This is a genomic window from Methylobacterium sp. W2 (assembly GCF_020662345.1).
GTDB lineage: Bacteria > Pseudomonadota > Alphaproteobacteria > Rhizobiales > Beijerinckiaceae > Methylobacterium.
In genome coordinates, this window is record NZ_VMOA01000001.1 from 186,273 (window position 1) to 210,935 (window position 24,663).

Consider the following 24,663-nt stretch of genomic DNA (forward strand, 5'->3'; position numbering starts at 1 on the left):
CCGTCATCCCGGGGCGCCGACAGGCGAGCCCGGGATCCAGACGCACCGATCCCGTCGAGGGTGCCCCCCCGGCAACCGATAAGTCCCATCCGGAGCCCGTGCGGCAATGGATTCCGGGCTCCGCTCCGCGGCCCCGGAATGACAGCGAGACATCCATGACAGACCTCCGCCCCGTTGACGGCCAAGAGATCGAAACCGCCCTGCGCCAGCGGGCAGCGGAAAAAATCCTCGTCCTCGATGGGGCGATGGGCACCGTGATCCAGCGCCTCGGCTACGGCGAGGCCGATTTTCGCGGGTCGCGCTTCATGGATCATTCCCATGACCAGAAGGGCAACAACGACCTCCTGATCCTGACCCAGCCCGACGCGATCCGGCAGATCCACCTCGATTATTTCCTGGCCGGCGCCGATCTCTGTGAGACCAACACCTTCTCGGGCACCACCATCGCCCAGGCCGATTACGGCATGGAATCGATCGTCCACGAGCTGAACGCGCAGGGCGCGCGCCTCGCCCGCGAGGCCGCGAAACTTGCCGAGGAGCAGGATGGCCGCCGCCGTTTCGTCGCCGGCGCCATCGGCCCGACGAACCGCACCCTGTCGATCTCGCCCGACGTGAACAATCCCGGCTACCGGGCGGTGACCTTCGATCAGGTCAAGACCGCCTACATGGAGCAGGTGCGCGGCCTCATCGACGGCGGCGCCGAACTCATCCTCATCGAGACGATCTTCGACACGCTCAACGCCAAGGCGGCGGTGGCGGCGGCCTGGGCGGTGTTCGAGGAGACCGGCATCACCCTGCCGATCATGATCTCGGGCACGATCACGGATCTCTCCGGCCGCACCCTGTCGGGCCAGACGCCGGAAGCGTTCTGGAACGCGCTGCGCCATTCCAGCCCGCTCACCATCGGCCTCAACTGTGCGCTCGGCGCCAAGGAGATGCGCGGGCATATCTCCGAACTCTCGCGCATCGCCGACACCCTGGTCTGCGCCTATCCGAATGCGGGTCTCCCCAACGAGTTCGGTCTCTACGACGAGAGCCCGGAGGCCATGGGCAAGCTGGTGGGCGAGTTCGCCACCTCCGGCCTTGTGAACATGGTCGGCGGCTGCTGCGGCACCACGCCGGACCATATCCGCGCCATCGCTGAAGCCGTCGCGGGTGTGAAGCCCCGCGCCATCCCCGAGGTGCCCCGTCTGATGCGCCTGTCGGGCCTCGAGCCGTTCACGCTCACGAAGGAGATCCCCTTCGTCAATGTCGGCGAGCGCACCAACGTCACCGGCTCGGCCAAGTTCAGGAAGCTCGTCACCGCCGGCGACTACGCGGCGGCCCTCGACGTCGCCCGCGACCAGGTGGCGGCGGGCGCCAGCATCATCGACATCAACATGGACGAGGGCCTGCTCGATTCCGAGAAGGCGATGGTGGAGTTCCTCAATCTCGTGGCCGCCGAGCCGGACATCGCCCGCGTGCCGGTGATGATCGATTCCTCGAAATTCCACGTCATCGAGGCCGGGCTCAAATGCGTCCAGGGCAAGGCCATCGTGAACTCGATCTCCATGAAGGAGGGCGTCGAGAAGTTCATCGCCGACGCCAAGGTGTGCCGTTCCTACGGCGCCGCCGTGGTGGTGATGGCCTTCGACGAGCAGGGCCAGGCCGACAGCTACGAGCGCAAGGTCGAGATCTGCACCAAGGCCTACAAGGTGCTCACCGAGGAGATCGGCTTCCCGCCGGAAGACATCATCTTCGATCCCAACGTCTTTGCCGTCGCCACCGGTATCGAGGAGCATAACGGCTACGGCGTCGCCTTCATCGAGGCGACGAAGACCATCCGCGAGACCCTGCCCCATGCCCATATCTCGGGCGGCATCTCGAACCTGAGCTTCGCCTTCCGCGGCAACGAGCCGGTGCGCGAGGCCATGCACGCGGTGTTCCTGTACCACGCGATCCAGGTCGGCATGGATATGGGCATCGTCAACGCCGGCCAGCTCGCGATCTACGACGAGCTGCCGGCCGAGTTGCGCGAGCTGTGCGAGGACGTCGTCCTCAACCGGCGCGACGATTCCACCGACCGGCTGCTCGACGCGGCCGCACGCTTCAAGTCGGGTGGCGGCGTCCAGGCCAAGACCGCCGATCTCAGCTGGCGCGAGGCCCCCGTCGCTAAGCGTCTGGAGCACGCCCTCGTCAACGGCATCACCGAATACGTGGTCGCCGATACCGAGGAAGCCCGGCTGGAATCCGCGCGCCCGCTCCATGTCATCGAAGGCCCGCTGATGGCCGGCATGAACGTGGTCGGCGACCTGTTCGGCTCCGGAAAAATGTTCCTGCCGCAGGTGGTGAAGTCCGCCCGCGTGATGAAGCAGGCCGTGGCCTATCTCGAACCCTTCATGGAGGCGGAAAAACTCGCCAATGGCGGCGACGGCAAGCGCCAGGCCGCCGGTAAGATCCTGATGGCGACGGTGAAGGGCGACGTCCACGACATCGGCAAGAACATCGTCGGCGTCGTGCTCGCCTGCAACAATTACGAGATCATCGATCTGGGCGTGATGGTGCCGGCGGCCAAAATCCTCGACGTGGCCCGCCGCGAGAATGTCGACATCGTCGGTCTCTCCGGCCTGATCACGCCGTCGCTGGACGAGATGGTGCATGTGGCCGCCGAGATGGAGCGCGAGGGCTTCGATGTGCCCCTGCTCATCGGCGGCGCCACCACGAGTCGCGTCCATACCGCCGTGAAGATCCACCCGTCCTACGCACGCGGCCAGACCGTCTACGTCACCGATGCCAGCCGCGCCGTCGGCGTGGTGTCGAGCCTGCTCTCCAAGGAGACGCGGGACGCGACCATCGAGAAGGTGCGGGCCGAGTACAGGAAGGTCGCCGATGCGCATGCGCGTTCGGAGCTGGACAAGCAGCGCCTGCCGCTGGCGAAAGCCCGCGCCAACCCGTTCCGGATCGACTGGACCGGCTACGCACCGACGAAGCCCACCTTCACCGGCGCTCGCGTCTTTGCCTCCTACGAGGTGGCGGATCTCGTCCCCTACATCGACTGGACGCCGTTCCTGCAGACCTACGAGTTCAAGGGCCGCTATCCGGCGATCTTCGAGGACCCGAACCAGGGGCCGGCGGCGAAGGCCCTGTTCGACGACGCGCAGGAGATGCTGAAGCAGATCGTGGACGAGCGCTGGTTCAACCCGAAGGCGATCATCGGGTTCTGGCCGGCGAATGCGGTGGGCGACGACATCGCGCTCTATACCGGCGAGAGCCGCTCTGAAAAACTCGCCACCTTCCATGGTCTGCGCCAGCAGCTGTCGAAGCGCGACGGGCGCGCCAATACCTGCCTTTCCGATTTCGTGGCACCGAAGGAATCGGGCATCGGCGACTACGTCGGCGGCTTCGTCGTCACGGCGGGGCTGGAGGAGGTGCGCATCGCCGAGCGCTTCGAGCGGGCCAACGACGATTACCGCTCGATCCTGGTGAAGGCGCTGGCCGACCGCATCGCCGAAGCGCTGGCCGAACGCATGCACGAGCGCGTCCGCAAGGAGTTCTGGGGCTATGCCGCCGCAGAAAGCTACGCGCCCGAAGACCTCGTGCGCGAAGAGTATGCCGGCATTCGCCCGGCCCCCGGCTACCCATCCCAGCCCGACCATACCGAGAAGGTCACGCTGTTCGACCTGTTGAAGGCCGAGCCGCGGATCGGAGTGAAGCTCACCGAGAGCTACGCGATGTGGCCGGGCTCGTCCGTGTCGGGGCTCTACATCGCCCATCCGGAGGCGCATTACTTCGGCGTCGCCAAGGTGGAGCGGGATCAGGTCGAGGATTACGCCCTGCGCAAGGGCATGGATCTGCGCGAGGTCGAGCGCTGGCTCGGGCCGATCCTCAACTACGATCCGGCCCGCTATCTCGCGGCGGCGGCGGAGTAAGGCGCGCGATTCGGTGGAATGGAGCGCAGGTGTGTCCCGGCGAGGCTTGACCGTCGGACCGCCCGCGCTTCAATGCGATCCCTTGATCGATGGCTTGAGCGGAGCGCGACCACGTTGAACCGGACCACCGGAATCCTGGCCGTCGCGGTCACGCTCGCCCTCGGGGTCTCGGGCTGCACCGGTTTCTCCTACCTGTCGAAGAACTATGCCACCGTGGGCGTCCAGGTCGTGACCATCGGCTGCAAGGATCCCTATTCCGTCTACGACCAGCGCCGCGTGAGCAAGATGCTCGTCGTCTCCGATGGTGTGCGGGAATTTACGGGCTGCGGCATCGACGAGCGCTACGACGGGCAGGGCGGCCCGGCGGAGACCCGCGCCAAGCGGCTGCGCGAGGCGGCACGGACCTTCCTCGACGAGACGGCCCGCGAAAATTGCAAGATCACCGGTGAGGCGATCTTCTCCGACCTGCAGACCGAGTTCTCCTACATCTGCAAGCCGACGCCGGAAGAGCGCGGCCTGAAGGTGCCGAGGCTTCCCGGACGCTGATGCGACACCCGATCTGACGCGTCAGTCCCCACTTGGTGAGGACGGACGCGGAAAGGTCCGCTCGGCCGCATCCCCCGATGCCGCGAGCAGGGCACGGGCGAGATCGCGCGCCTCCCGCCGGTCGAGGGCGAGAATGGCGGTGAAGGGCGTCCCGGACAGGTCCGCGAGGCCGAGTTCGAGCCGCACACCGTCCGGCAATGCGGCGACGGCGAGACTCCAGTCCCGTTCCTGCTGCCCGTTCATGTGCCCCACTCCCGTTCGGTTCGCGGCATCGGCCCGACGATGGGATCTGATCCATCGGCTGATGCCGATGTCGCGATGCCGGAAACCGCGCATGGAATGACCGATTGCGGCGCGTGAGGCCAGAGGGGAAGCGCGGGCCGCGAAACTCTCTCGCCCGCGAACGATTGACGGGCGGCGGCGGAACGGTGTTTCTCCGCCCGCGAAACGGCCGGATCGCCGGCCGGGCAACACTCGCCCAGGAACAAGGAAACGCCGACATGTCCGAGATCTGGTTCCGCACCGGAGAGGCCACCGTGCTCGCCGCCGACGGCCAGTACACCGACGCGATGCCGGAGGTGCTGATCGGCTCCACCCGCGGCCCGGTGGGCCAGGCCTTCGCCGGCATGATGGGGCAGGTCCAGGGCCACACCCGCATGTTCGTGGTGCGCGATCTGAACCAGCTCGTGCGCCCCTCCACGATGATGACCACCAAGGCGACGATCCACACGGTGGAATACGTGAACCTGCTGGGCGGCGTGGTTCAGGCCGCCACGGGCGACGCCATCGTCGATTGCGTGATCGAAGGCATCCTGCCGAAGGACGGCCTCGACGAACTGTGCATGATCATCATGATCTGGCTCGACCCGCGCTGCGCCGAGGATGCCAATCTCGACCAGAAGGATCTCTACCGCACCAATTACGAGGCGACGAAGCTCGCCATCGCCCGGGCCATCAAGGGCGAGCCGACCATCGACGAGCTCATCGCCAACCGCAAGACGGTGAAGCACTACGCGCTCGAGGACATCGTCGAGTACTGAGAGGCGGGAAGATCCCCGGGGGTGGAGGGATGCGCCGGCGTTCCTCCACCCGCCGACCGGCAACCCGACGGGTGGGTTTCGCTGCTCGCCGACCATCCCCGTCCGAGGAAAGCGGCCGGCCCGGCGAGGATGGCCGCATTCAGGCCGATGCGGGTGCCAGGGCCCGGGGCTGCATCCCGGCCGTTCCGGCGCCGCCGCGGGGCCGCGCGCCCGACGCCTCGCGCAGGGAATCCACCATCTCGTCGGAGCTCGCCGCGACGAGATCGCGCCGCCGTTCCGCCGTCGGGATCGGCATGCGCACCATGATGATGGTGCCGAGGCCCTCCTCCGAGCGGATGCGCAGCGAGCCGCCATGCAGTTCCGCCATGGAGCGGGCGATGGCGAGACCCAGCCCGGACCCCTTATGAGTCCGCGTGAGATTGGTCTCGACCTGCTGGAAGGGCGAGCCGAGGCGGCGCAGGGCGGCCTTCGGGATGCCGATCCCGTTATCCTCGATGAAGATGTTGACCAGATCGCCCGAGGGGCGCGCCTTGACGACGATGCGCCCGTCTCCTCCGGGGGTGAACTTCACCGCGTTCTGGATGAGATTCAGCAGGATCTGGTGCAGGGCGCGGCCATCGGCCAGCAGGGTCAGGTCGTCGGCGACATCGACGTCGATGGTCAGCGACTTTGCCCTGGCCGCCTCGGCCACCAGCTTCAGGGCATTCTGGACCGCGCCGTCGAGGGGCACCTCCCGGAGGGCGAGGCGGACGCGGTGCGATTCGATGCGCGACATGTTGAGGATGTCGTCGATGACCGAGAGCAGGTAATCGCCGCTGGAGCGGATATCGCGGCAATACTCGGTGTAGCGCGGGGAGCCGAGCGTCCCGTAGACCCCGCTCTCCATCAATTCGGCAAAGCCCATGATCGCGTTGAGCGGCGTGCGCAGCTCGTGGCTCATGGTGGCGAGGAATTCCGATTTCGCCTGGTTGGCGGTCTCAGCCTGGGCCTTCTGGTCGAGGTAGCGCTCGGCCAGGTCCGCGAGCTGCTGGGTCTGGAGTTCCAGCGTCCGGCGCGAGCGTTTCAGGTCCTTGACCGTCTCGATCAGCTCCCGCTCCGAGGCGACGAGCTGCTCCTGCTGGCGCTTGAGGTTGGTGATGTCGGTGCCGACAGAGACGTAGCCGCCGTCCTTGGTTCGCCGCTCGCTGATCTGGAGCCAGCGGCCATCGGTGAGTTCCGCCTCGAAGGTGCGGGCCGTGGCCGACGAGGCCTCGATTTCGCGGAGTTCACGGCGCACCGGCGGCAGGACGCCCCGGCCCATGATCTCATGGTAGCGCTTGCCCGGAATCGCATCGTCCGGGCTGAGGGCATGGAGGTGGCGGAACTTCGAATTGCACAGGACGAGGCGGTTGCTCGTGTCCCACAGGACGAAGGCTTCCGAGATCGCCTCCACCGCGTCGCGCAGGCGCATGTCGGCGGTGGCATTGGATTCGGCGAGCTGGCGTTGCTCGGTGACGTCGAGGGCGATGCCGACGAGGTGACGGCCGCCATCGACCTGATCGGGGACGATCTCGGCGCGGGTGCGCAGCCAGATCCAGCCGCCATTGGCGCTGCGCATGCGGAATTCGTGATCGACGGTGGATTGGCTCGCGGCCAGCTGGCGGGCCAGGGCGTAGAGGTCGCCGTCATCGGGATGGACCAGGGCGTTCACGTCCCCGAAGGACAGGAATTCCCGCTCCCGGCGGTAGCCGAGCAGGGCGTACATCGAATCCGACCAGTAGATCCGGCCGCGCGGGATATCCCAGTCCCACAATCCGCAGCGGCCACGGCCGAGGGCCGTGTCGAGCCGCTGCTTGATCTGCTCGCAGAGCCTGTCCACCGCGTAGGCGCGCTGGGTCTGGAGCGCATAGGCGATTCCGATCCCGAGGATGACGAGGGCGGCGGCGCCGTAGAGGACCACCTGATGCCGCATCCGTATGGCCCAGGCGTCGAGGACCGGCGCGATGGGCTGGATCACGGCGATCTGGCCGCGGCCCCTGGGAAGCGTCCGCAAGGCCGCGAAGGCCTGCTCACCGTTGGCGAGGGTCAGGGCCATCACGCCGGCGCGCTCGCCCAGTGTGCTGAGCGCCTGCATCTCGCCGAGGCGGTCCGTCAGGGTCCCGCTCAGATCCGTCAGTGCCGGATGGGCGCCGAGGATGGTCTCGGATGCCGAGGTCACGAGGATCTGGCGACCGGCCGGCATCAGGGACACGGGAAGGAGCGTCTCCAGGCGTGACCGGATCGCGGGGGAGGTCGCTTCCACATCCGCCAGGGCGCCGGTGACGAGACGCGTGAAGGTTTCGATGTCGGTGACCGTATCGCGCAGGATCTCGCTGCGCTCGCCGCGCAGGTGCAGCGCCGCGCCAGCCGCCAGGCAAACGAGAAACGTGGCTAGAAAGGCGGGCACCGCATAGCGGAGCCAGATCTCGGCACGGACGAACCGGGTATGGGCCGCGGTCTGAGGGCGGTGAATACCAAGAATCGTATCCGCACGTGCGGAGAGGGAAGCGGAATCCGCCTCCAGCATGACAAGTCCCCGCAGCTGTGGATGAGTCGTTCCTCGGCGTGGGGTGAGTCACGCTTCGAATCGTATCCAATTCAGCATTTCCACAGCCAACTTGTCCACGAAATTCTTGGCGCCGTCCTTGACTCTCGGCTCGGTGTGGCATTCGGATTCGGGGAATCGATAGTTCGAATTTGACCTTATTTTAGAAAGCGTTAACCATCCGCGAGTGTCCGGCCGAGGATATCGGCCACATCACGGGAAAGCCCCCCGGCGGAGTCGAATTCGCCAAGCGTGACCGTGGCTTGAGTCCGCCGTCCGGATTCCAACATTTTCCACGAACCGAACGCGGTCAAAAGCCGCGCGGCGAGCTGTGGATTCGTCCCGTCGATGGTCCGGATCGCGTCCGCCATCAATCTGAAGCCCGCTCCGTCGGGCCGGGCGAACTGGGTCGGGTTCGCCATGGCGAAGGTTCCGAGAAGGGCGCGCACCCGGTTCGGGTTGGTGATGGCAAAAGCCGGATGGCCCTGAAGCGCCGTGACGCGGGCGATCGTGTCATCATCGGGGATCATCGCCTGAATGGCGAACCACTTGTCGAGGACGAGCGGTTCGTCGGCATAACGGGCGCCGAAGGCATGGAGTGCCGCCTCCCTCGCTTCGCCAGGGATCGCGGCCAGGGTCGCGAGGGCCGCCAACCGGTCGGTCATGTTGGCGGCGTCGGCGAACTGGGTGGCGGCGCGTTCGCCGCCTCGGGCTTCGTCCGCCGCGGCGATGAGGTCGAGGGCGGCATTGCGCAGGGCCCGGCGCCCGGCCGAGGCCGCATCGGGGCTGAAGGCCGTGCCCGGCGTGTCGGCCATGGCGGCGTAGAGGGAGTCCAGTCGCGGTCCGAGACCCCGTCCGATCTGGCGCCGCAGGGTCCGCCGGGCGCGATGGATCGCATCGGGATCGACGTTGCCGCCGAGCTCGGTGGCGACGTCGCCCTCGCTCGGCAGCCCGAGGACGAGGGCGGCGAAGGCCGGATCGCTGAGGGCCTCGGCATCGAGGAAGGTGGCGAGAGCCTCGATGAAGGCCCGCACGTCCGGTCCCGCAATCTCCGCCGGCGGGGCATCGGCCCTTGCCCGTTCGACGATCAGGCGCATGGCGACGCTCTGGGCCGCCTGCCAGCGGTTGAACGCGTCGGTGTCACGGGCCAGCAGCCGCAGGCGGTCGGCATCGCTCGATGCCATCTCGATCCGGACCGGGGCGGAGAAGCCCCGGAACAGGGACGGGACCGGCCTCTCGGCGACCCCGGAGAACACGATCTCGTCGGAGGCCCGGTCGAGGACGAAGACGCCCTCACTCACGTGCTCGCAGGACGCGGCGACGGGGCCGCTCTCGCCGACGAGGCCGAGGGCGATGGGGATGACGAGGGGCGGGCTGTCCTCGGCACCGGCCAAGCGCTGGCGGAAGCGCAGGCGATAGGTCCGCGCCGTGGCGTCGTAATCCGCCTCGACGCCGACCACCGGCGTTCCCGGCCGCTCGTACCACCGCGCGAAATCCGACAGGTCGCGCCCGGTCTCGGCACTGAACGCGGCGAGGAAATCCTCCACCGTGGCGGCTCGTCCGTCATTGTCGGCGAAGTAGCGGTCCATCCCGGCGCGGAAGGCGGCCGCGCCGATCAGGCTGCGCAGCATCCGCACGATCTCCGCGCCCTTCTCGTAGACGGTGGCCGTGTAGAAGTTGTTGATCTCGGCATAGGCCTGGGGCCGGACCGGGTGGGCCAGCGGCCCGGCATCCTCCGGGAACTGGCGCGCCCGCAGCGTCCTGACCTCGCCGATGCGATGGACCGCGCGCGAGCGCATGTCGGACGAGAATTCCTGATCGCGGAAGACCGTGAGGCCCTCTTTCAGGCAGAGCTGGAACCAGTCGCGGCAGGTGACGCGGTTGCCGGACCAATTGTGGAAATACTCGTGGGCGATGATCCGCTCGATCGCCGCGTAATCGGCATCGGTGGCGGTGTCGGGCGAGGCGAGGACGTATTTGTCGTTGAAGATGTTGAGGCCCTTGTTCTCCATGGCGCCCATGTTGAAGTCGGACACCGCCACGACGTTGAAGACGTCGAGGTCGTAGGGGCGGCCGAACGCCTCCTCGTCCCAGGTCATCGAGCGGGCGATGGCGTCGAGGGCATAGGCGGCCCGGTCCGCCTTGCCCGGCTCGACGTAGACGGCAAGGGAAACGGGGCGGCCCTCCATCGTGGTGAACTCAGCGGACACCCGGTCGAGGCGGCCACCGACGAGGGCGAAGAGATAGGCGGGCTTCGGGTGCGGATCGTGCCAGATCGCATAATGCCGGCCCGGGCCGGCGGGGCCGGCTTCCGTCAGGTTGCCGTTGCCGAGAAGGACCGGCGCTTCGTCGGCATCGGCCTCGATCCGGGTCGTATAGACCGACATCACATCGGGCCGGTCGAGGAAGTAGGTGATCCGCCGGAAGCCGTCGGCCTCGCACTGGGTGCAGTAGACGCCGCTCGAGCGATAGAGCCCCATGAGCTTGGTGTTGGCGGTCGGGTCGATCCGCGTCTCGATCGTCAGCGTGAAGGGCTTTCGCGGCGGCTCATGCACCGTCAGTGCCGAGGCGGTGGCGGAATAGGCCGCCGGATCGAGGATGGCGCCGTCGAGCGACAGCCGCGTCAGCGCGAGATCGTCGCCGTCGAGTACCAGGGGCGCGTTCGGGCGTCCGTCCGGGTTCGGGCGCAGGGCCAGGGTCGCGACGATCCCGGTCTCGCGGGGATGGAGCCGAACGTCGAGTGCCACCGTGTCGATGAGGTGGTCGCTCGGCCGGTAATCCTCGAGACGGATCAGGATCGGAGTTTCGGTGCGCATGCGGTCGGTCCTGATCGGGAGCGAGGATTGAGAACGGCTCCCCGTCGTCGGCCCGCTCGGCTTCCACCCTCCGGGCGTGAGGAGTTCGGGAGCGTCGGAGGCCCGGCGGCGTTGACGCCTGGCATAGCCGGGCCACATAGGCGGCATCAACCGGAGACGACCCAGCCCATGGAATACCTGCACACGATGGTCCGCGTGGCGGATCTCGACAAGGCGCTCGCCTTCTACGTCGATACGTTCGGCCTGCGCGAGACGCGCCGGGTGGAGAATGAGAAGGGCCGCTTCACCCTCGTCTTCCTCGCGGCCCCCGGCGATTACGACACGGCCCTGGAGACGAAGGCGCTCCAGGTGGAGCTCACCTACAATTGGGATCCGGAGACCTATTCCGGCGGGCGCAATTTCGGCCATCTCGCCTATCAGGTGGACGACATCTACGCTTTCTGCGCGCGCCTGCAGGACAAGGGCGTGACCATCAACCGGCCGCCGCGCGACGGCTACATGGCGTTCGTGAAGTCGCCGGACGGGATCTCCATCGAGATCCTGCAGAAGGGCGAGGCCAAGGCGCCGCAGGAGCCGTGGGCCTCCATGGAGAATACCGGCTCCTGGTAGGCTGGCTAGATCGCGGGGCGCGTCATCGCGCGCCCCGCTCATGGTGTTTCAACGCTATGCGCCGCCGGTTTCGCTGGCCGGCGTGATGCCGAGTTCGGCGAGCTTAGCCGAGACGGCTTCGATCGGCCGCTTGAGCTTCAGGCTGATGATGGAGACCGGCACGCGCTCGCGCGCCAGCGTCCGGAGTTCGGATACGTTTTCGAGCGTCCAGGCCGAATCGCTCGTTGCCATGGTCACCTCCTCACGTCGATGGGCCGCCACGACGAGTGCGGCCCCACTCGGGGAGCTAGGGCCGCGCGGATCGTCGAGCAAGCCGCCGAACAAAATCCCGCCATGGCGCCCGGATGGGCATCCGGCGCCTTGACCTCCGGCGCGATGGCGGCGCACATCCGCGCCGGATCAGTCGGCCGGGCGGCCGCTCCGGTGCGAACCGGGGAGGAAAGTCCGGGCTCCATGGAGAGACGGTGCCGGATAACGTCCGGCGGGGGCGACCCCAGGGACAGTGCCACAGAGAGCAGACCGCCCTGCTTCATGCAGGGTAAGGGTGAAAGGGTGCGGTAAGAGCGCACCGCGGACGCGGCAACGCGGACGGCACGGCAAACCCCACCGGGAGCAAAACCGAATAGGGGCGACACGCTCGGTCCGACAGGACTGGGCAGGCCCTCTCTCCAGGCTCGTCGCCCGGGTTGGTTGCTCGAGGCGTTCGGTAACGATCGTCCCAGAGGAATGGCCGCCACGTCCGGGAGTTCGCTCCCGGGCCCTACAGAACCCGGCTTAAAGGCCGGCTGATCCGCCTCTCGCCACTGCCCGGCGAACTCTCTCTTATGCATCGAATAGGCCGCATAAAACCGACGAAACTTACCGTCGGTTAACCTTGCTGAGGTCTGATCGGTCTCGACGGTGCCCATGCGGGTCCGCGCGTTGACGGTGCTCAGAGGCTCATGTTACCCGGAATCACTTCGTCAGCGGCGATTTTGGGAACGGCGGACGCACAGGGCGCACGCCTGGGGCGAAGTGCGGGCCGCGTCCGCGACGTCTCGTCTTCCCTTGCCGTTCCGTCTCTTCCGGCCGCCTCGAAGCGGTCGATGCCCGCCGCAGGGACGCATGCGTCACATTCAGTTTTCCGTCGCCGTCCGGCGTCCTCGACCCGTTCCGTTTCGGCGCGTTTCGCCTCGGCCCGTTCCGAGCCCCGCCATCGGCCGGTTCGCGGCATGACGGTCCTTCATGACGACCTCCCCGACGGCCCGATGGCGGCTCCGCCCCACATTCCCGTGCTGCTCGCGGAGGTCGTGGCCTCGCTCGGGCTGACCGGCGCGTCCCTGGCCGTGGACGGCACCTTCGGCGCGGGCGGCTATACCCGCGCGATGCTGCAGGCCGATCCGGGCGTGCGCGTGCTCGCCATCGACCGCGATCCCAATGCCATTGCCGGAGGCGCGGGCCTCGTGGCCGCCTCCGCAGGGCGCCTGACCCTGGTGCCGGGCCGGTTCGGCACGCTCGATGCCCTCGTCCGGGAGCAGGGCATTGAGACGGCCGACGCCGTCGTCCTCGATATCGGCGTCTCCTCGATGCAGATCGACCAGGCCGACCGCGGCTTCTCGTTCCGCAACGACGGCCCCCTCGACATGCGCATGGAGCGCGCCGGCCAGAGCGCCGCCGATCTCGTCAACGGCGCCGAGGAAGCGACGCTGGCCGACATCATCTACCATTACGGCGAGGAGCGCCGCTCGCGGGCGGTGGCCCGCGCCATCATCGAGGCCCGGCGGAAAGGCCCGATCGAAACCACGGCGGCGCTGGCCGAGATCGTGTCGAGCGTGGTCTGGGCGGACCCCGCCAGCGGTATCCATCCGGCGACGCGGACCTTCCAGGGCCTGCGCATCGCCGTGAACGACGAACTCGGCGAACTCGTCCAGGCGCTGCATGCCGCCGAGCGCATCCTCCGTCCCGGCGGGCGCCTCGCCGTGGTCACCTTCCATTCCCTGGAAGACCGCATCGTCAAGCAGTTCTTCTCCGCGCGCAGCGGCCGGGCGGCCCAGGCCTCCCGCCACCTGCCGAGCGCCGATGCGCCGACCCCGCGCAGCTTCAGCATGGTGACGAAAGGGCCGGTGACGGCCTCGGATTCCGAGATCCATGCCAATCCGCGCTCGCGCTCGGCCAAGCTTCGGGCCGCCGAGCGTACCATGGCGCCCGTTGCGCCGCCGCTGGCCGCCATCGAAGCGCTGGCGGCCCTTCCCGCCCAGCGCGGTCACCTCGTCCCGAAGAGCGGTGGAGTGCGTCGGTGATCCGTCTGCTGAACGTCCTCGCCATCCTTGGCCTGATCGGCTCGGCGATCTACGCCTACTCGATCAAGTACGACACGCTGTATCAGGCCGGTCAGGTCTCGAAGGCCAAGAGCCAGCTCCACAAGGAGCGGCAGGCCATCGCGGTGCTGCGGGCCGAGTGGCAGCTCCTGACCCGTCCCGACCGCCTGCAGGCGGCGGTGGAGCGCCATCTCGCCCTGGAGCCCATCGGCGTGAACCATCTCGGTCGCCTCGCCGACCTGCCGATGCGTCCCGACCGCGGCGACGAGATCGGCCGCCTGCTGGCCGCCACCGCGACGCCCAAGGAAAAGTCGGCGGTGAAGACCGCCGACGAGCCGAGGACGACCGGGTCGATCACCACGCGCACGACGACCACCAAGCCGACGACCACCGCGTCGGCGACCAAGACGACCACCGTCCAAACCACCAGAACGCCCAATACGGTTTCGAGGTAGTCCCGTGTCAGACGAGACCGTTCACGATCACGCGCCCCACACCGCCGAAGAGGCCGGGGACGCCCACCTTCCGGAGAGCGCTCCGCAGCCGGCGCCCGCCGCGCGACCGACCTGGACGGTAATGGGCGTGGTGCGGGCGATGTTCCATCTGGCCATCGAGCGGTCCTACGCCCGCGTCGGCCTCGTCGGTCTCGGCTTTGCGGTGGTGTTCCTCACCATCGCCGGTCGGCTCGTGGCGATGGCGGCCTTCCCCCAGGCCGATAACGGCGACAACCGCGTCGCCGCCGCGGCGACCACCGCGATCCGTCCCGACATCGTCGACCGCAACGGCGAGATCCTCGCCACCGATATCCGCACGGTTTCGGTCTTCGCCGAGCCGAAGAACATCTACGACAAGGACGAGGCGGTGGAGCTCCTCACCGCCGTCCTGCCCGAGCTCAACGCCACCGACCTGCGCGCCAAGCTCTCGACGAAGAAGGGCTTCGTCTGGGTCAAGCGCGAGATCACCCCGAAGCAGCAGCTCGAAGTGCACCGCCTCGGCATCCCCGGCGTCGGCTTCCTGCCCGATCACAAGCGCGTCTACCCCAACGGCACAGCGGCGGCCCATATCCTGGGCGTCACCAACCTCGACAATATCGGCATCGCCGGCATCGAGAAGTACATCGACAATACCGGCCTGAAGGACCTCAACAGCCTCGGCTTCGTCGCCAAATCCACCGACCTCCGGCCGGTCCAGCTCTCTATCGACCTGCGGGCCCAATTCGCCCTGCGCGACGAGCTGGCCTGGGGCCTCGACCACTTCAAGGCCAAGGCCGCGGCGGGCATGATCCTCGACGTGACCACCGGCGAGGTGATCGCGCTCGCCTCCCTGCCGGATTTCGACCCCAACAACCCGGCCGAGGCGAACAATCCCGACCGGATCAACCGGATGAATGTCGGCGTCTACGAGATGGGCTCGACCTTCAAGGCAATGACCCTCGCCATGGCCCTCGATTCCGGCAAGTACAACGTCAATTCTACCTTCGACACCCGCGGTGGCGTGCTCACCTGGGGCCGGCAGAAAATCCACGAATATCACGGCACCAACCGCACCATCACCATGCCGGAGGTGTTCACGCACTCCTCCAACATCGGCTCGGCCAAGATGGCGCTCGGCATCGGCGTGCCCGGCCACAGGGCCTTTCTGAAGAAGATGGGCCTCACCGACCGGATGCGGACGGAGCTGCCCGAAAGCGCGGAGCCCATCGTTCCCTCGCGCTGGACCGAGATCAACACCATCACCATCGCCTTCGGTCACGGCCTTGCGGTGGCGCCGCTCCAGGCGGCGGCGGCGGTGGGCGCCATCACCAATGGCGGCAACCTCATCGTGCCGACCTTCCTCAAGACCACCGAGGCCGAGGCGCTGAAGAAGGCGACCCGCGTGCTCAAGCCCGAGACCAGCGAGGCGATGCGCTTCATCATGCGCCTCAACGCGGTGGAGGGCTCGGCCAAGAAGGCGTCGATCCCGCTCTACTACGTGGGCGGCAAGACCGGCACGGCCGAGAAGGTCATCCATGGCCGCTACGTGAAGAACCGGCTGTTCACGACCTTCATGGCCGCCGCGCCCATGAACAACCCGAAATACCTGTTCGTCACCATCATGGACGAGCCGCAGGGCCTACCGGAATCCGGCGGCTACGCCACGGCCGCCTGGAACTCCGGCGTCGTCACCGGGCGGGTGATCGAGCGCGTCGCCCCGATCATCGGTCTGCCGCCGCAATTCGATCCGCCGGTGAAGCCGTTCCCCCTGATGGTGAAGCTCGGCGCGTATCACGCGACGATGCTCGACGGACGATGAGCGGCATGACCCTCGGCGGATTGTTTCCCGACGCCGACCTCGGAACGGCGTCGGGACACGCCGTGCAGGGCATCACCGCCGACAGCCGCCGGGTCGTTCCCGGCGGCGTCTTCGTGGCGGTGCCGGGAACGAAGGTCGACGGAAAGACCTTCGCGGCCAAGGCGTTCGCGGATGGCTCCGTGGCCATCCTGGGGGAGGGCGACCGGCCCGCCGACCTGCCGGCCGAGGCTCTCTGGATCGCCGTTTCCGATGCGCGCCGGGCCCTTGCCCTGGCCGCCGCGCGCTTCTCCGGCCGCCAGCCGGAGACCGTGATCGCCGTCACCGGAACCAGCGGCAAGAGTTCGGTGGCCGATTTCGTCCGCCAGATCCTGTCGCGCTTGGGGCTCGCCTCCGCGAGCCTCGGCACGGTCGGCATCGTCACCGATCGCGGCGCGCAATACGGCTCGCTGACCACGCCCGATCCGGTCTCGTTGCACGAGACCCTGGCGCGGCTGGCCGATGACGGCATCACCCATCTCGCCATGGAGGCCTCGTCCCACGGGATCGAGCAGCGCCGCCTCGACGGCGTGACGCTCGCCGTCGCCGGCTTCACCAATCTCGGCCGCGACCACCTCGATTACCACGCCACCATTGAGGAGTATCTCCAGGCCAAGCTGCGGCTCTTCACGACGCTCCTGCCGAATGGCCGGCCCGCGATCGTCAATGCCGATGGCCCCTTTGCCGAGCGGGTCATCGAGGCCGCGCGCGACGCCGGGCACGATGTCCTGACGACCGGCATGAAGGGCGACGCCATCCGCCTCGTCGATGCCCGGACCGAAGGCTTCGCCCAGGTTCTGACGATCCGGCTCGGGAACGAGCCGGAAACGCACCGGGTCGACCTGCCCCTCGTCGGCGCCTTCCAGGTGGAGAATGCGCTCCTCGCCGCCGGCCTCGTCGGCGCCGCTATCGGCCGCGACCGCATGGGTGACATCCTCGCCACCCTCGAACACCTCATCGGTGTGCCCGGCCGCATGGAGCGGATCGGCGAGGTCAACGGCGCCCTCTGCCTCGTGGATTACGCCCATAAACCGGAGGCGCTGGAGAGCGTGCTCAACGCGTTGCGCCCCTTCGCCTCCGGTCGCCTTGTGTGCGTCTTCGGCTGCGGCGGCGACCGCGACACCGGCAAGCGGCCGCTCATGGGCGAGATCGCCGCGCGGAAAGCCGACCTCGTCATCGTCACCGACGACAATCCGCGCAGCGAGGATCCGGCCTCGATCCGCGCCGCCATCCTTGCCGCCTCTCCCGGCGCCATCGAGATCGGCGACCGGGCCGAGGCGATCCGGACCGCTATGCGCGGGCTCCGGTCCGGCGACGTTCTGGTCGTGGCTGGCAAGGGTCATGAAACCGGCCAGATCGTGGGATCACAGGTGCTTCCGTTCTCGGATCACGAGGTGATCCGGGCCGCGATCGCGGAGGTGGGGGCGTGAGACGGTCGTCGGTCGATCCGCTGCGAGGGGTGTGCGTCCGTCTCTCCCCGCGGGCGGGGAGAGGGCTTCCTGCACCTTGCCGTGCAGGAAGCGAGCGGAGCGAAGGTGAGGGGGGATCTCCGAAAGAGACTCGTCCGTCATCGCCCCCTCACCATCGGCTGCCGCCTCGCCGTGCTCCCCGACAGGGGGGAGACACGGCCCTCTCCCCGCAGGCGGGGAGAGGGGATGCGTCTGACCGTTCATTACGAGTGACCCGCCGATGACGACGCCCCTCTGGTCCCCCGAGACCCTGGAAGCCGCCACCGGCGGCACCTTGCTCGGCAATCCGAAGCCAATCACCGGCGCCTCCATCGACACGCGGACGCTGCAGCCGGGCGACCTGTTCTTCGCCATTCGCGGCGAAGCACGGGACGGTCACGACTTCGTTCGCGATGCCCTGGCGCGCGGTGCCGGAGCGGCCGTGGTCGCCGCCGACCGGGCCGAAGAATTCGCCGGGGCGGGCGGCGTCGTTGCCGTGCCGGGAGCGGGCGAGGATCCGATCCTCGACGCCATGCGTGCCCTCGGCGCGGCCTCCCGCCAGCGCAGCCAAGCCGGCATCGTCGCCGTCACCGGCTCCGTCGGCAAGACCGGCACGAAAGAGGCTCTGCTCCACGTCCTCTCCGCGCAGGGGCGGACCCATGCCTCCATCGCCTCCTATAACAACCATTGGGGCGTGCCGCTGACCCTGGCGCGGATGCCCGCCGACAGCGATTACGGCGTGTTCGAGATCGGCATGAACCATCCCGGCGAGATCGTGCCACTGACGGCCATGGTCCGGCCGGACATCGCGCTGATCACCACCGTCGAGCCGGTGCATATCGAGCATTTCGCCTCGCTCTCGGCCATCGCCGACGCCAAGGGCGAGATCTTTTCCGGGCTGAGCGTCGGCGGGACCGCGATCATCAACCGCGACAACCCGAACTTTTCGCGATTGCTGGCCCATGCCCATGCCTCGCAGGCGGGGCGGGTCGTCACGTTCGGCGAGCACGAGGAGGCGGATGTCCGCGCCCTCCGCATCGTCATGCGGCCCGATCTCTCCGTGGTGGACGCATCGGTGATGGGGATCCCCGTTACCTACCAGCTCGGAACGCCCGGCCGGCACACGGCGATGAACTCCCTCGGCGTCATGGCGGTGGTCCATGCCCTGGGCGCCGACCTGGCGCGGGCCGCCCTGTCTCTCGCCGCGTTGAAGCCGCCCGTCGGGCGCGGCGAGCGCACGGCGCTCAAGCTCCGGGACGGCGAGGCCTTCCTGGTGGACGAGAGTTACAACGCCAACCCGGCCTCGGTGCGCGCGGCCCTGGCCACCCTGTCCGGCATCGAGACCGGATCGCGCGGGCGCCGCATCGCGGTTCTCGGCGACATGCTGGAACTCGGTGCCGGGGCGGAAGAGCATCACCGCGCCCTCGCCTCGGCCGTGGAAGAGGCCGGGATCGATCTCGTCTTCACCGCCGGCCCGATGATGCGCCACCTGTTCGAGGCGCTGCCGGTGAGCCGGCGCGGCGTCTCGGCCGGAACGTCGTCGGACCTCGTCGATCCGCTGCTGGGTACCTTGCGCGCCGGAGACGCCGTGATGGTCAAGGGATCGAACAGCATCCGCATGGGCCGCATTGTCGAAGCCCTCAAAGCCCGCTACGCGGGCGCCGTGGACCGCGCCGAGTCGGCGCAGGCCGCGATCCGCCAATAGACCTCCGTGTCAGGCCTGGCCTCGTGCCGGGAGCGCCCGCGAGCCGGGCGACACGGCGGGGACGGAAAGGCGCGCGGCCTCCTCCAACCCCGATGATCCATTCCCAGACAAACCGCGACCGGGTGTCGGATGCTGTATCTCCTGTCGGACCTGAGCGGCACGCTCTCGCCCCTCAACGTCTTCCGCTACATCACCTTCCGCACCGGCGGCGCGCTGTTCACGGCGGGCCTGTTCGTGTTCTGGTTCGGGCCGCTCATCATCTCGCTGCTGCGTCTGCGCCAGGGCAAGGGCCAGCCGATCCGCGAGGACGGGCCTCAGACCCATCTGACCAAGCGCGGCACGCCGACCATGGGCGGGCTGATGATCCTGGCCGGTGCCATCGTGGCGATCCTGCTCTGGGCCAATCCGCGCAATCATTTCGTCTGGGTGACGCTGGCGGTGACCCTCGGCTTTGGCGCCATCGGCTTCTACGACGACTATCTCAAGGTGACGAAGCAGTCGCATAAGGGGTTCTCGGGCAAGTTCCGGCTGCTGCTCGAAGCCTCCATTGCCATCTCGGCCTGCACCCTGATCTCGTATTATTCGGCGCCCGCGCTGCAGAACCAGCTCGCCTTCCCGGTCTTCAAGGACGCGCTCCTGAACCTCGGCTGGTTCTACGTTCTGTTCGCCGGCTTCGTCATCGTCGGTGCCGGCAATGCGGTGAACATCACCGACGGTCTCGACGGGCTCGCCATCGTGCCGGTGATGATCGCCTGCGGCACGTTCGGCGTCATCGCCTACCTCGTCGGCAACGTCTTCACCGCCGGCTACCTCCAGGTGAACTACGTCCGCGACACCGGCGAGCTCGCCGTCGTCTGCGGTGCGGTGATCGGCGCCGGGCTCGGCTTCCTGTGGTTCAACGCGCCCCCGGCCCAGATCTTCATGGGCGATACCGGGTCGCTCGCCCTCGGCGGCCTCCTCGGCACCGTGGCCGTCGCCACCAAGCACGAGATCGTTCTCGCCATCGTCGGCGGCCTGTTCGTCCTGGAGATCATGTCGGTGATCATCCAGGTCGCCTCGTTCAAGCTCACCGGCAAGCGCGTCTTCCGCATGGCGCCGATCCACCACCATTTCGAACAGAAGGGCTGGAAGGAGCCGCAGGTCGTGATCCGGTTCTGGATCATCGCCGTGATCCTGGCGCTCGCCGGCCTCGCGACGCTGAAGCTGCGCTGAGCATGGTATGATGATCCTCCGCGATGGCCTGTTGTCCCACCGATCCACCTCAGGAGAATGAGGTAGAGGGCGGGAGACGGACCGGGCAGATGTCGAGTTCGAGACCCGCATGACCCCCGCCACCACCTTCGCCGGCCGCACGGTCGCTCTGTTCGGCCTCGGCGGCTCCGGCCTTGCCACGGCGCTCTCGCTCCAGGCCGGGGGCGCCCGCGTCGTCGCCTGGGACGACAGCCCCGTGGGCCAGGCCCGGGCACGCGAACAGGGCATCACCGTCGCGGATCTGCGCAGCGCCGACTGGTCGGGTTTTGCCGCCCTGATCCTCGCCCCCGGCGTGCCGTTGACCCATCCCGTGCCGCATTGGAGCGTCGATCTCGCCAGGGCGGCCGGGATCGAGATCATCGGCGATGTGGAGCTGTTCTGCCGGGAGCGGGCCAAGATCGCCCCCGATGCGCCCTTCGTCGCCATCACCGGCACCAACGGCAAGTCCACCACCACGGCGCTGATCGCGCATATCCTGAGCGACGCCGGCCTCGACGTTCAGATGGGCGGGAATATCGGCACGGCGATCCTGTCGCTGGAGCCGCCGGCCCCGGGGCGCTACCACGTCATCGAACTGTCCTCGTTCCAGATCGACCTGACGCCGTCGCTTAACCCCAGCGTTGGCGTGCTCCTCAACATCACGCCCGACCATCTCGACCGGCACGGGACGATGGAGAACTACGCGGCAATCAAGGAGCGGCTGATCCAGGGCTCCGCCTTTGTGGTGATCGGCGTCGACGACGAGCCGAGCCGCGCCATCGCCGACCGGCATCGGGGCCCCCTCGTACGGATCGGTGTCGCGCTGCAGGATGTGGATGGGCTGACCGTCCGCGACGGGATCGTGGCCGGGCGCTCCGGGGAGGCCATCGCCGATCTATCCGGCATCGGGTCGCTCCGTGGAGCGCATAACTGGCAGAACGCTGCCGTCGCCATTGCCGTGGCCCAAGCCCTCGATGTGGCCGATGGGCGGATCGCATCGGCGCTCACGAGCTTCCCCGGCCTGCCGCACCGGATGGAGGAGGTCGGCCGGCGCGGGCGTGTCCTGTTCGTCAACGATTCCAAGGCGACCAACGCGGATTCCACCGAGAAGGCCCTCACCGCCTTCCGCGACATCCACTGGATCCTCGGCGGCAAGCCGAAGAAGGGCGGCATCGACCTGCTGGCGCCGCTGTTCGACCGCGTCGCCCACGCCTACCTCATCGGCGCGGCGAGCGACGCCTTCGCCGCGACGCTGGAGGGGACGGTGCCCTACACCCGCTGCGGCACCCTGGATGTGGCGACGAAGCAGGCGGCGGAAGCGGCTGCCCGGTCAGAGGCGCCAGAACCGGTGGTCCTCCTCTCGCCGGCTTGTGCCTCCTACGACCAGTTCAAGAGTTTCGAGGATCGGGGCGACCAGTTCCGCGCGCTCGTGCGGGGGCTGATCGGATAATCCGACCCCGGACCCCATTTTCCGGCATCTGTTTTATCGGGATTTAACCGCCTCGGACCGACCATCCGCCGCGATCGGCATCATGCCGCTGGCGAGGCCGTGCCCCCGTGAAACAGATCGCTTCCGTGCAGATCCTGCGAGGACTGGCGGCCCTCATGGTCGTTTTCGGCCATGCCCAGCATCACACTCTCGTACAGTCGATAAAGCTCGGCGGTTCGTTCGAGCGCGTCCATTTTCTGCCTTGGGGCGCCGGTGTCGACATCTTCTTCGTCATCTCCGGCTTCATCATGGTCTACGCGTCCGAAGACTTTTTTGGCCGCGAGGGTGCGTCGCGCGAGTTCCTTGCCCGGCGCGTGGCGCGGATTGTCCCACTCTATTGGATGTTCACGGCGCTCTACATTCTGTTCCTCATGGTCGGGCTCGCGGGCGCGACGAAGGAATTTTCAGGCTGGCCGAACATCGTCGCATCCTTTGCTTTCTGGCCCGCCTATGCTGCGGGGCACGCGGCTCCCATGCCCGTCCTCGAACTGGGATGGACGCTGAATTACGAGATGTTCTTCTATGTCGTCTTCGCGGTCTTCCTTGGCCTGCGACGCAATCAGACGGTGGTCGCCGTCGCGGCCCTGCTCGGCAGTCTCGTCTTTGCGGGTTTCATCCTGCAGCCGAGCGCTGCCGCCCCGTTCTTCTGGACCCGCCCCATCGTTCTCGAATTCGTCCTCGGAATGGGGATCGCTCTGCTTCTCCGCCACGGCGTTGTTCTATCCGGACTGATGCGGGCAGCCATTCTCGTCGGCGGAGTCACAATCCTGGTTGCCGACCCGATCAACTCTTCGCATCAGGCCATCGATTGGACGACGCCCAACGACGCCTGGCGAGTCATTGGCTGGGGACTTCCCGCCGCATTGATCGTCTGCGCCGCCGCCCTCGGCCGTCAGGGGCAGCCTTCGCGTCTCACGAAGCTCGGGGTCCATCTCGGCGATGCATCGTATGTGCTCTATCTCAGCCACCCGTTCGTGATCGTCGGGATCCGCAAGGCCATGCAATGGACCGGCTTCGAGGAAACGACGCAGGCTTGGCCGATGCTCGCCGTGACTGTCGTATCGTGCTGTGTCTTTGCCGTGTTCGCGCACCGGTTTGTGGAACGGCCGATGACCCGCTTCATCCAGGAAATCCTGGTCCGCCCCCGGCCTCCCAGGACAGCGACCGCCTGACGCTTGGGCGATGGCTCTTGGCATGCGAGGGACGCAGGACCGTTCGCTTAAGTCTTCGCTGACGGGGAGTGCCTCATGCTGAGGCCGGGCGCGTATCCTCAGGCGGGTTGGACGGGCGGAATGGCGGCAGGCGGGGGATGGAGCGCGAATGCGGCGGGCGTCACCATGACGTCGGCTGATCCTCGCCGTGTCTCTTCGGGTCCGCTCCACGCCCTCGGCTACGCGCTATTGGCGCTGGTCATCTTCTTCACGTGCTTCACCTTCATGAAGCCGTCGCCCTATGATTTTCTGGCATTGCCGACGATCGCGCTGTGGTTCCTGCTGGGGATCAGGCTCTACCGTGCGACGATCGTCATCGTCGCATTGCTGCTGATCTATCTGATGGCGATCGTCATCGCGCTGATCCCCTATCTCGACGAGACCAACTCGGTCGAGTGGACCTATCAGGCCGTCTATCTCGGGTTGACCGGGATCTTCTTCGTGATGTTCTTCTCGGACGAGACATCCGGCAGGATCGGTTTCGTTCTCAAGGCCTACCTCGCGGGAGCCCTTTTCGCGGCGGTCTGCGGCATCTTCAGCTATTTCGACGTGCTCGGCGAAGACGTGCTGTTCAAGATGGACGGACGCGCCTCGGGCGTGTTCCAGGACCCCAACCTGCTCGGATCCTTCCTGATCCTGTCGGTGCTGTATCTCATCCGCAGGATGCTGGTGGGGGAGACGCGGCGGGTGTTCCTGTCCGCGGCGGCCCTGCTCGTCCTGCTGGCCTGCGTCTTCCTCTCGTTCTCGCGCGGATCCTGGGGCGCATGCCTCCTCGGTATCTGCCTGACGATCGGTCTCACCTGGGCGACCTCTCCATCGCGGGCCGTTCGGCGGCGCATCGCCCGATTGTCGGCGCTGACCGTGCTCGTCGGAGCGCTCCTGATCGGCGGCCTCCTGTCGATGGAGGGTGTTTCCGAGCGGTTCACCGATCGGGCGCAGGTCACGAAGGATTATGACGAGGGCGAGACCGGTCGGTTCGGCAATCAGCTCCGCGGCATCCCGATGCTCATCGATCGCCCCCTCGGTTTCGGGCCTTTAAGATGGCGTGTGGTCTTCGATCTGGAGCCGCACAATTCCTATATCGGCGGGTTCGCGAATGGGGGATGGCTCGGAGGTTTCGCTTTCGTCTCCATCGTCCTGACCTCCATCTTCGTCGGGTTTCGCCTGTGCCTCAAACCATCCCCGTATCAGGGGCTCGCCCAGATCGTGTTTCCGGCCCTCCTGATGTTCTTCCTCCAGGCATTTCAGATCGATATCGAGAAGTGGCGTCATGTTTATATGATGCTGGGAATGCTATGGGGGCTCGAAGCCGCGCGTGTTCGCTGGTTGTCTCAACAGCGATCGACCACCTGAAGTCACACGTTGGATCTATCGCCGTGGCAGCGAAGTCTCGCCGGCGAAGGAATGATACTGTGCGCCATCGAGAATGAGGCGGTGGCGGGCAAAATTCTCATTCGAGACATAGAACGTTAT

General features: G+C 67.3%; 17 protein-coding genes and 1 other RNA gene. 14 read left to right on the forward strand and 4 right to left on the reverse strand.

Features of this window, described 5'->3' with window-relative positions:
• Nucleotides 1-155 precede the first annotated feature (155 nt).
• Both metH and FPV16_RS00900 read left to right on the forward strand, forming a co-directional pair.
• Nucleotides 156-3,908 carry a methionine synthase gene (metH, locus tag FPV16_RS00895; protein ID WP_227435408.1) on the forward strand — a complete coding sequence of 1,251 codons (3,753 nt, stop codon included), beginning with the start codon at nt 156-158 and terminating at the stop codon, nt 3,906-3,908.
• Between the two features lie 114 nt (nt 3,909-4,022).
• Nucleotides 4,023-4,454, forward strand: a complete 432-nt coding sequence (locus FPV16_RS00900) for a hypothetical protein (protein ID WP_227435409.1) — start codon at nt 4,023-4,025, stop codon at nt 4,452-4,454.
• 21 nt (nt 4,455-4,475) lie between these two features.
• Here the strand turns inward: FPV16_RS00900 and FPV16_RS00905 are convergent, their stop codons facing one another.
• Nucleotides 4,476-4,697 (reverse strand): hypothetical protein, encoded by a 222-nt coding sequence (locus FPV16_RS00905; protein ID WP_227435411.1) that lies wholly within the window; start codon nt 4,695-4,697, stop codon nt 4,476-4,478.
• A 257-nt stretch (nt 4,698-4,954) separates the two neighbouring features.
• On the opposite strand from FPV16_RS00905, the gene fae reads away from it, so the two are divergent.
• Nucleotides 4,955-5,494, forward strand: a complete 540-nt coding sequence (fae, locus tag FPV16_RS00910) for a formaldehyde-activating enzyme (RefSeq protein WP_227435412.1) — start codon at nt 4,955-4,957, stop codon at nt 5,492-5,494.
• Between the two features lie 139 nt (nt 5,495-5,633).
• Here the strand turns inward: fae and FPV16_RS00915 are convergent, their stop codons facing one another.
• Nucleotides 5,634-8,039 carry a PAS domain-containing sensor histidine kinase gene (locus tag FPV16_RS00915; RefSeq protein ID WP_227435414.1) on the reverse strand — a complete coding sequence of 802 codons (2,406 nt, stop codon included), beginning with the start codon at nt 8,037-8,039 and terminating at the stop codon, nt 5,634-5,636.
• A 191-nt stretch (nt 8,040-8,230) separates the two neighbouring features.
• Entirely contained in the window at nt 8,231-10,873 is a 2,643-nt protein-coding gene (gene pepN, locus FPV16_RS00920; RefSeq protein ID WP_227435415.1) for an aminopeptidase N, read from the reverse strand.
• A gap of 168 nt (nt 10,874-11,041) precedes the next feature.
• On the opposite strand from pepN, the gene FPV16_RS00925 reads away from it, so the two are divergent.
• Nucleotides 11,042-11,482 (forward strand): VOC family protein, encoded by a 441-nt coding sequence (locus tag FPV16_RS00925; protein WP_227435416.1) that lies wholly within the window; start codon nt 11,042-11,044, stop codon nt 11,480-11,482.
• Nucleotides 11,483-11,536: 54 nt separating this feature from the next.
• On the opposite strand, the gene FPV16_RS00930 is transcribed toward FPV16_RS00925, so the two are convergent.
• Nucleotides 11,537-11,713, reverse strand: coding sequence for a hypothetical protein (locus FPV16_RS00930; RefSeq protein ID WP_227435417.1), 177 nt, complete (start codon nt 11,711-11,713; stop codon nt 11,537-11,539).
• Nucleotides 11,714-11,881: 168 nt separating this feature from the next.
• On the opposite strand from FPV16_RS00930, the gene rnpB reads away from it, so the two are divergent.
• The 10 genes from rnpB to FPV16_RS00980 all read left to right on the forward strand — a co-directional run bounded on the left by rnpB (nt 11,882) and on the right by FPV16_RS00980 (nt 24,543).
• Nucleotides 11,882-12,275: RNase P RNA component class A (gene rnpB, locus FPV16_RS00935), an RNA gene on the forward strand.
• Nucleotides 12,276-12,729: 454 nt separating this feature from the next.
• Nucleotides 12,730-13,761: a 16S rRNA (cytosine(1402)-N(4))-methyltransferase RsmH gene (gene rsmH / locus FPV16_RS00940; RefSeq protein ID WP_227435542.1), complete on the forward strand. Its 1,032-nt coding sequence runs from the start codon at nt 12,730-12,732 to the stop codon at nt 13,759-13,761.
• On the forward strand, nt 13,758-14,234 hold the full coding sequence (locus FPV16_RS00945; RefSeq protein ID WP_227435418.1) for a hypothetical protein: 477 nt from the start codon (nt 13,758-13,760) through the stop codon (nt 14,232-14,234). The genes rsmH and FPV16_RS00945 overlap by 4 nt, the downstream gene beginning before the upstream one ends.
• A gap of 4 nt (nt 14,235-14,238) precedes the next feature.
• Nucleotides 14,239-16,071: a peptidoglycan D,D-transpeptidase FtsI family protein gene (locus tag FPV16_RS00950; RefSeq protein ID WP_413629137.1), complete on the forward strand. Its 1,833-nt coding sequence runs from the start codon at nt 14,239-14,241 to the stop codon at nt 16,069-16,071.
• Nucleotides 16,068-17,537, forward strand: coding sequence for a UDP-N-acetylmuramoyl-L-alanyl-D-glutamate--2,6-diaminopimelate ligase (locus FPV16_RS00955; RefSeq protein ID WP_227435419.1), 1,470 nt, complete (start codon nt 16,068-16,070; stop codon nt 17,535-17,537). The genes FPV16_RS00950 and FPV16_RS00955 overlap by 4 nt, the downstream gene beginning before the upstream one ends.
• A gap of 259 nt (nt 17,538-17,796) precedes the next feature.
• Nucleotides 17,797-19,260: a UDP-N-acetylmuramoylalanyl-D-glutamyl-2,6-diaminopimelate--D-alanyl-D-alanine ligase gene (locus FPV16_RS00960; protein ID WP_227435420.1), complete on the forward strand. Its 1,464-nt coding sequence runs from the start codon at nt 17,797-17,799 to the stop codon at nt 19,258-19,260.
• A 129-nt stretch (nt 19,261-19,389) separates the two neighbouring features.
• Nucleotides 19,390-20,472 carry a phospho-N-acetylmuramoyl-pentapeptide-transferase gene (gene mraY, locus FPV16_RS00965; RefSeq protein ID WP_227435421.1) on the forward strand — a complete coding sequence of 361 codons (1,083 nt, stop codon included), beginning with the start codon at nt 19,390-19,392 and terminating at the stop codon, nt 20,470-20,472.
• A gap of 109 nt (nt 20,473-20,581) precedes the next feature.
• Nucleotides 20,582-21,940 carry a UDP-N-acetylmuramoyl-L-alanine--D-glutamate ligase gene (murD, locus tag FPV16_RS00970; RefSeq protein WP_227435423.1) on the forward strand — a complete coding sequence of 453 codons (1,359 nt, stop codon included), beginning with the start codon at nt 20,582-20,584 and terminating at the stop codon, nt 21,938-21,940.
• A gap of 107 nt (nt 21,941-22,047) precedes the next feature.
• The gene (locus tag FPV16_RS00975) at nt 22,048-23,151 is read left to right on the forward strand and encodes an acyltransferase family protein (protein WP_227435425.1); all 1,104 of its coding nucleotides are present in this window, start codon (nt 22,048-22,050) and stop codon (nt 23,149-23,151) included.
• Nucleotides 23,152-23,316: 165 nt separating this feature from the next.
• On the forward strand, nt 23,317-24,543 hold the full coding sequence (locus FPV16_RS00980) for an O-antigen ligase family protein (protein ID WP_227435427.1): 1,227 nt from the start codon (nt 23,317-23,319) through the stop codon (nt 24,541-24,543).
• Nucleotides 24,544-24,663: the final 120 nt, after the last annotated feature.

Bases quoted from the DNA above. Each gene is read 5' to 3' on its own strand.
- pepN (WP_227435415.1), bottom strand. From the start codon at position 10,873: ATGCGCACCGAAACTCCGATCCTGATCCGTCTCGAGGATTACCGGCCG.
- mraY (WP_227435421.1), top strand. From the start codon at position 19,390: ATGCTGTATCTCCTGTCGGACCTGAGCGGCACGCTCTCGCCCCTCAAC.
- metH (WP_227435408.1), top strand. From the start codon at position 156: ATGACAGACCTCCGCCCCGTTGACGGCCAAGAGATCGAAACCGCCCTG.
- fae (WP_227435412.1), top strand. From the start codon at position 4,955: ATGTCCGAGATCTGGTTCCGCACCGGAGAGGCCACCGTGCTCGCCGCC.
- rsmH (WP_227435542.1), top strand. From the start codon at position 12,730: ATGGCGGCTCCGCCCCACATTCCCGTGCTGCTCGCGGAGGTCGTGGCC.
- FPV16_RS00960 (WP_227435420.1), top strand. From the start codon at position 17,797: ATGACGACGCCCCTCTGGTCCCCCGAGACCCTGGAAGCCGCCACCGGC.
- FPV16_RS00915 (WP_227435414.1), bottom strand. From the start codon at position 8,039: ATGCTGGAGGCGGATTCCGCTTCCCTCTCCGCACGTGCGGATACGATT.
- FPV16_RS00930 (WP_227435417.1), bottom strand. From the start codon at position 11,713: ATGGCAACGAGCGATTCGGCCTGGACGCTCGAAAACGTATCCGAACTC.
- FPV16_RS00955 (WP_227435419.1), top strand. From the start codon at position 16,068: ATGAGCGGCATGACCCTCGGCGGATTGTTTCCCGACGCCGACCTCGGA.
- FPV16_RS00925 (WP_227435416.1), top strand. From the start codon at position 11,042: ATGGAATACCTGCACACGATGGTCCGCGTGGCGGATCTCGACAAGGCG.
- FPV16_RS00905 (WP_227435411.1), bottom strand. From the start codon at position 4,697: ATGAACGGGCAGCAGGAACGGGACTGGAGTCTCGCCGTCGCCGCATTG.
- FPV16_RS00980 (WP_227435427.1), top strand. From the start codon at position 23,317: ATGACGTCGGCTGATCCTCGCCGTGTCTCTTCGGGTCCGCTCCACGCC.
- murD (WP_227435423.1), top strand. From the start codon at position 20,582: ATGACCCCCGCCACCACCTTCGCCGGCCGCACGGTCGCTCTGTTCGGC.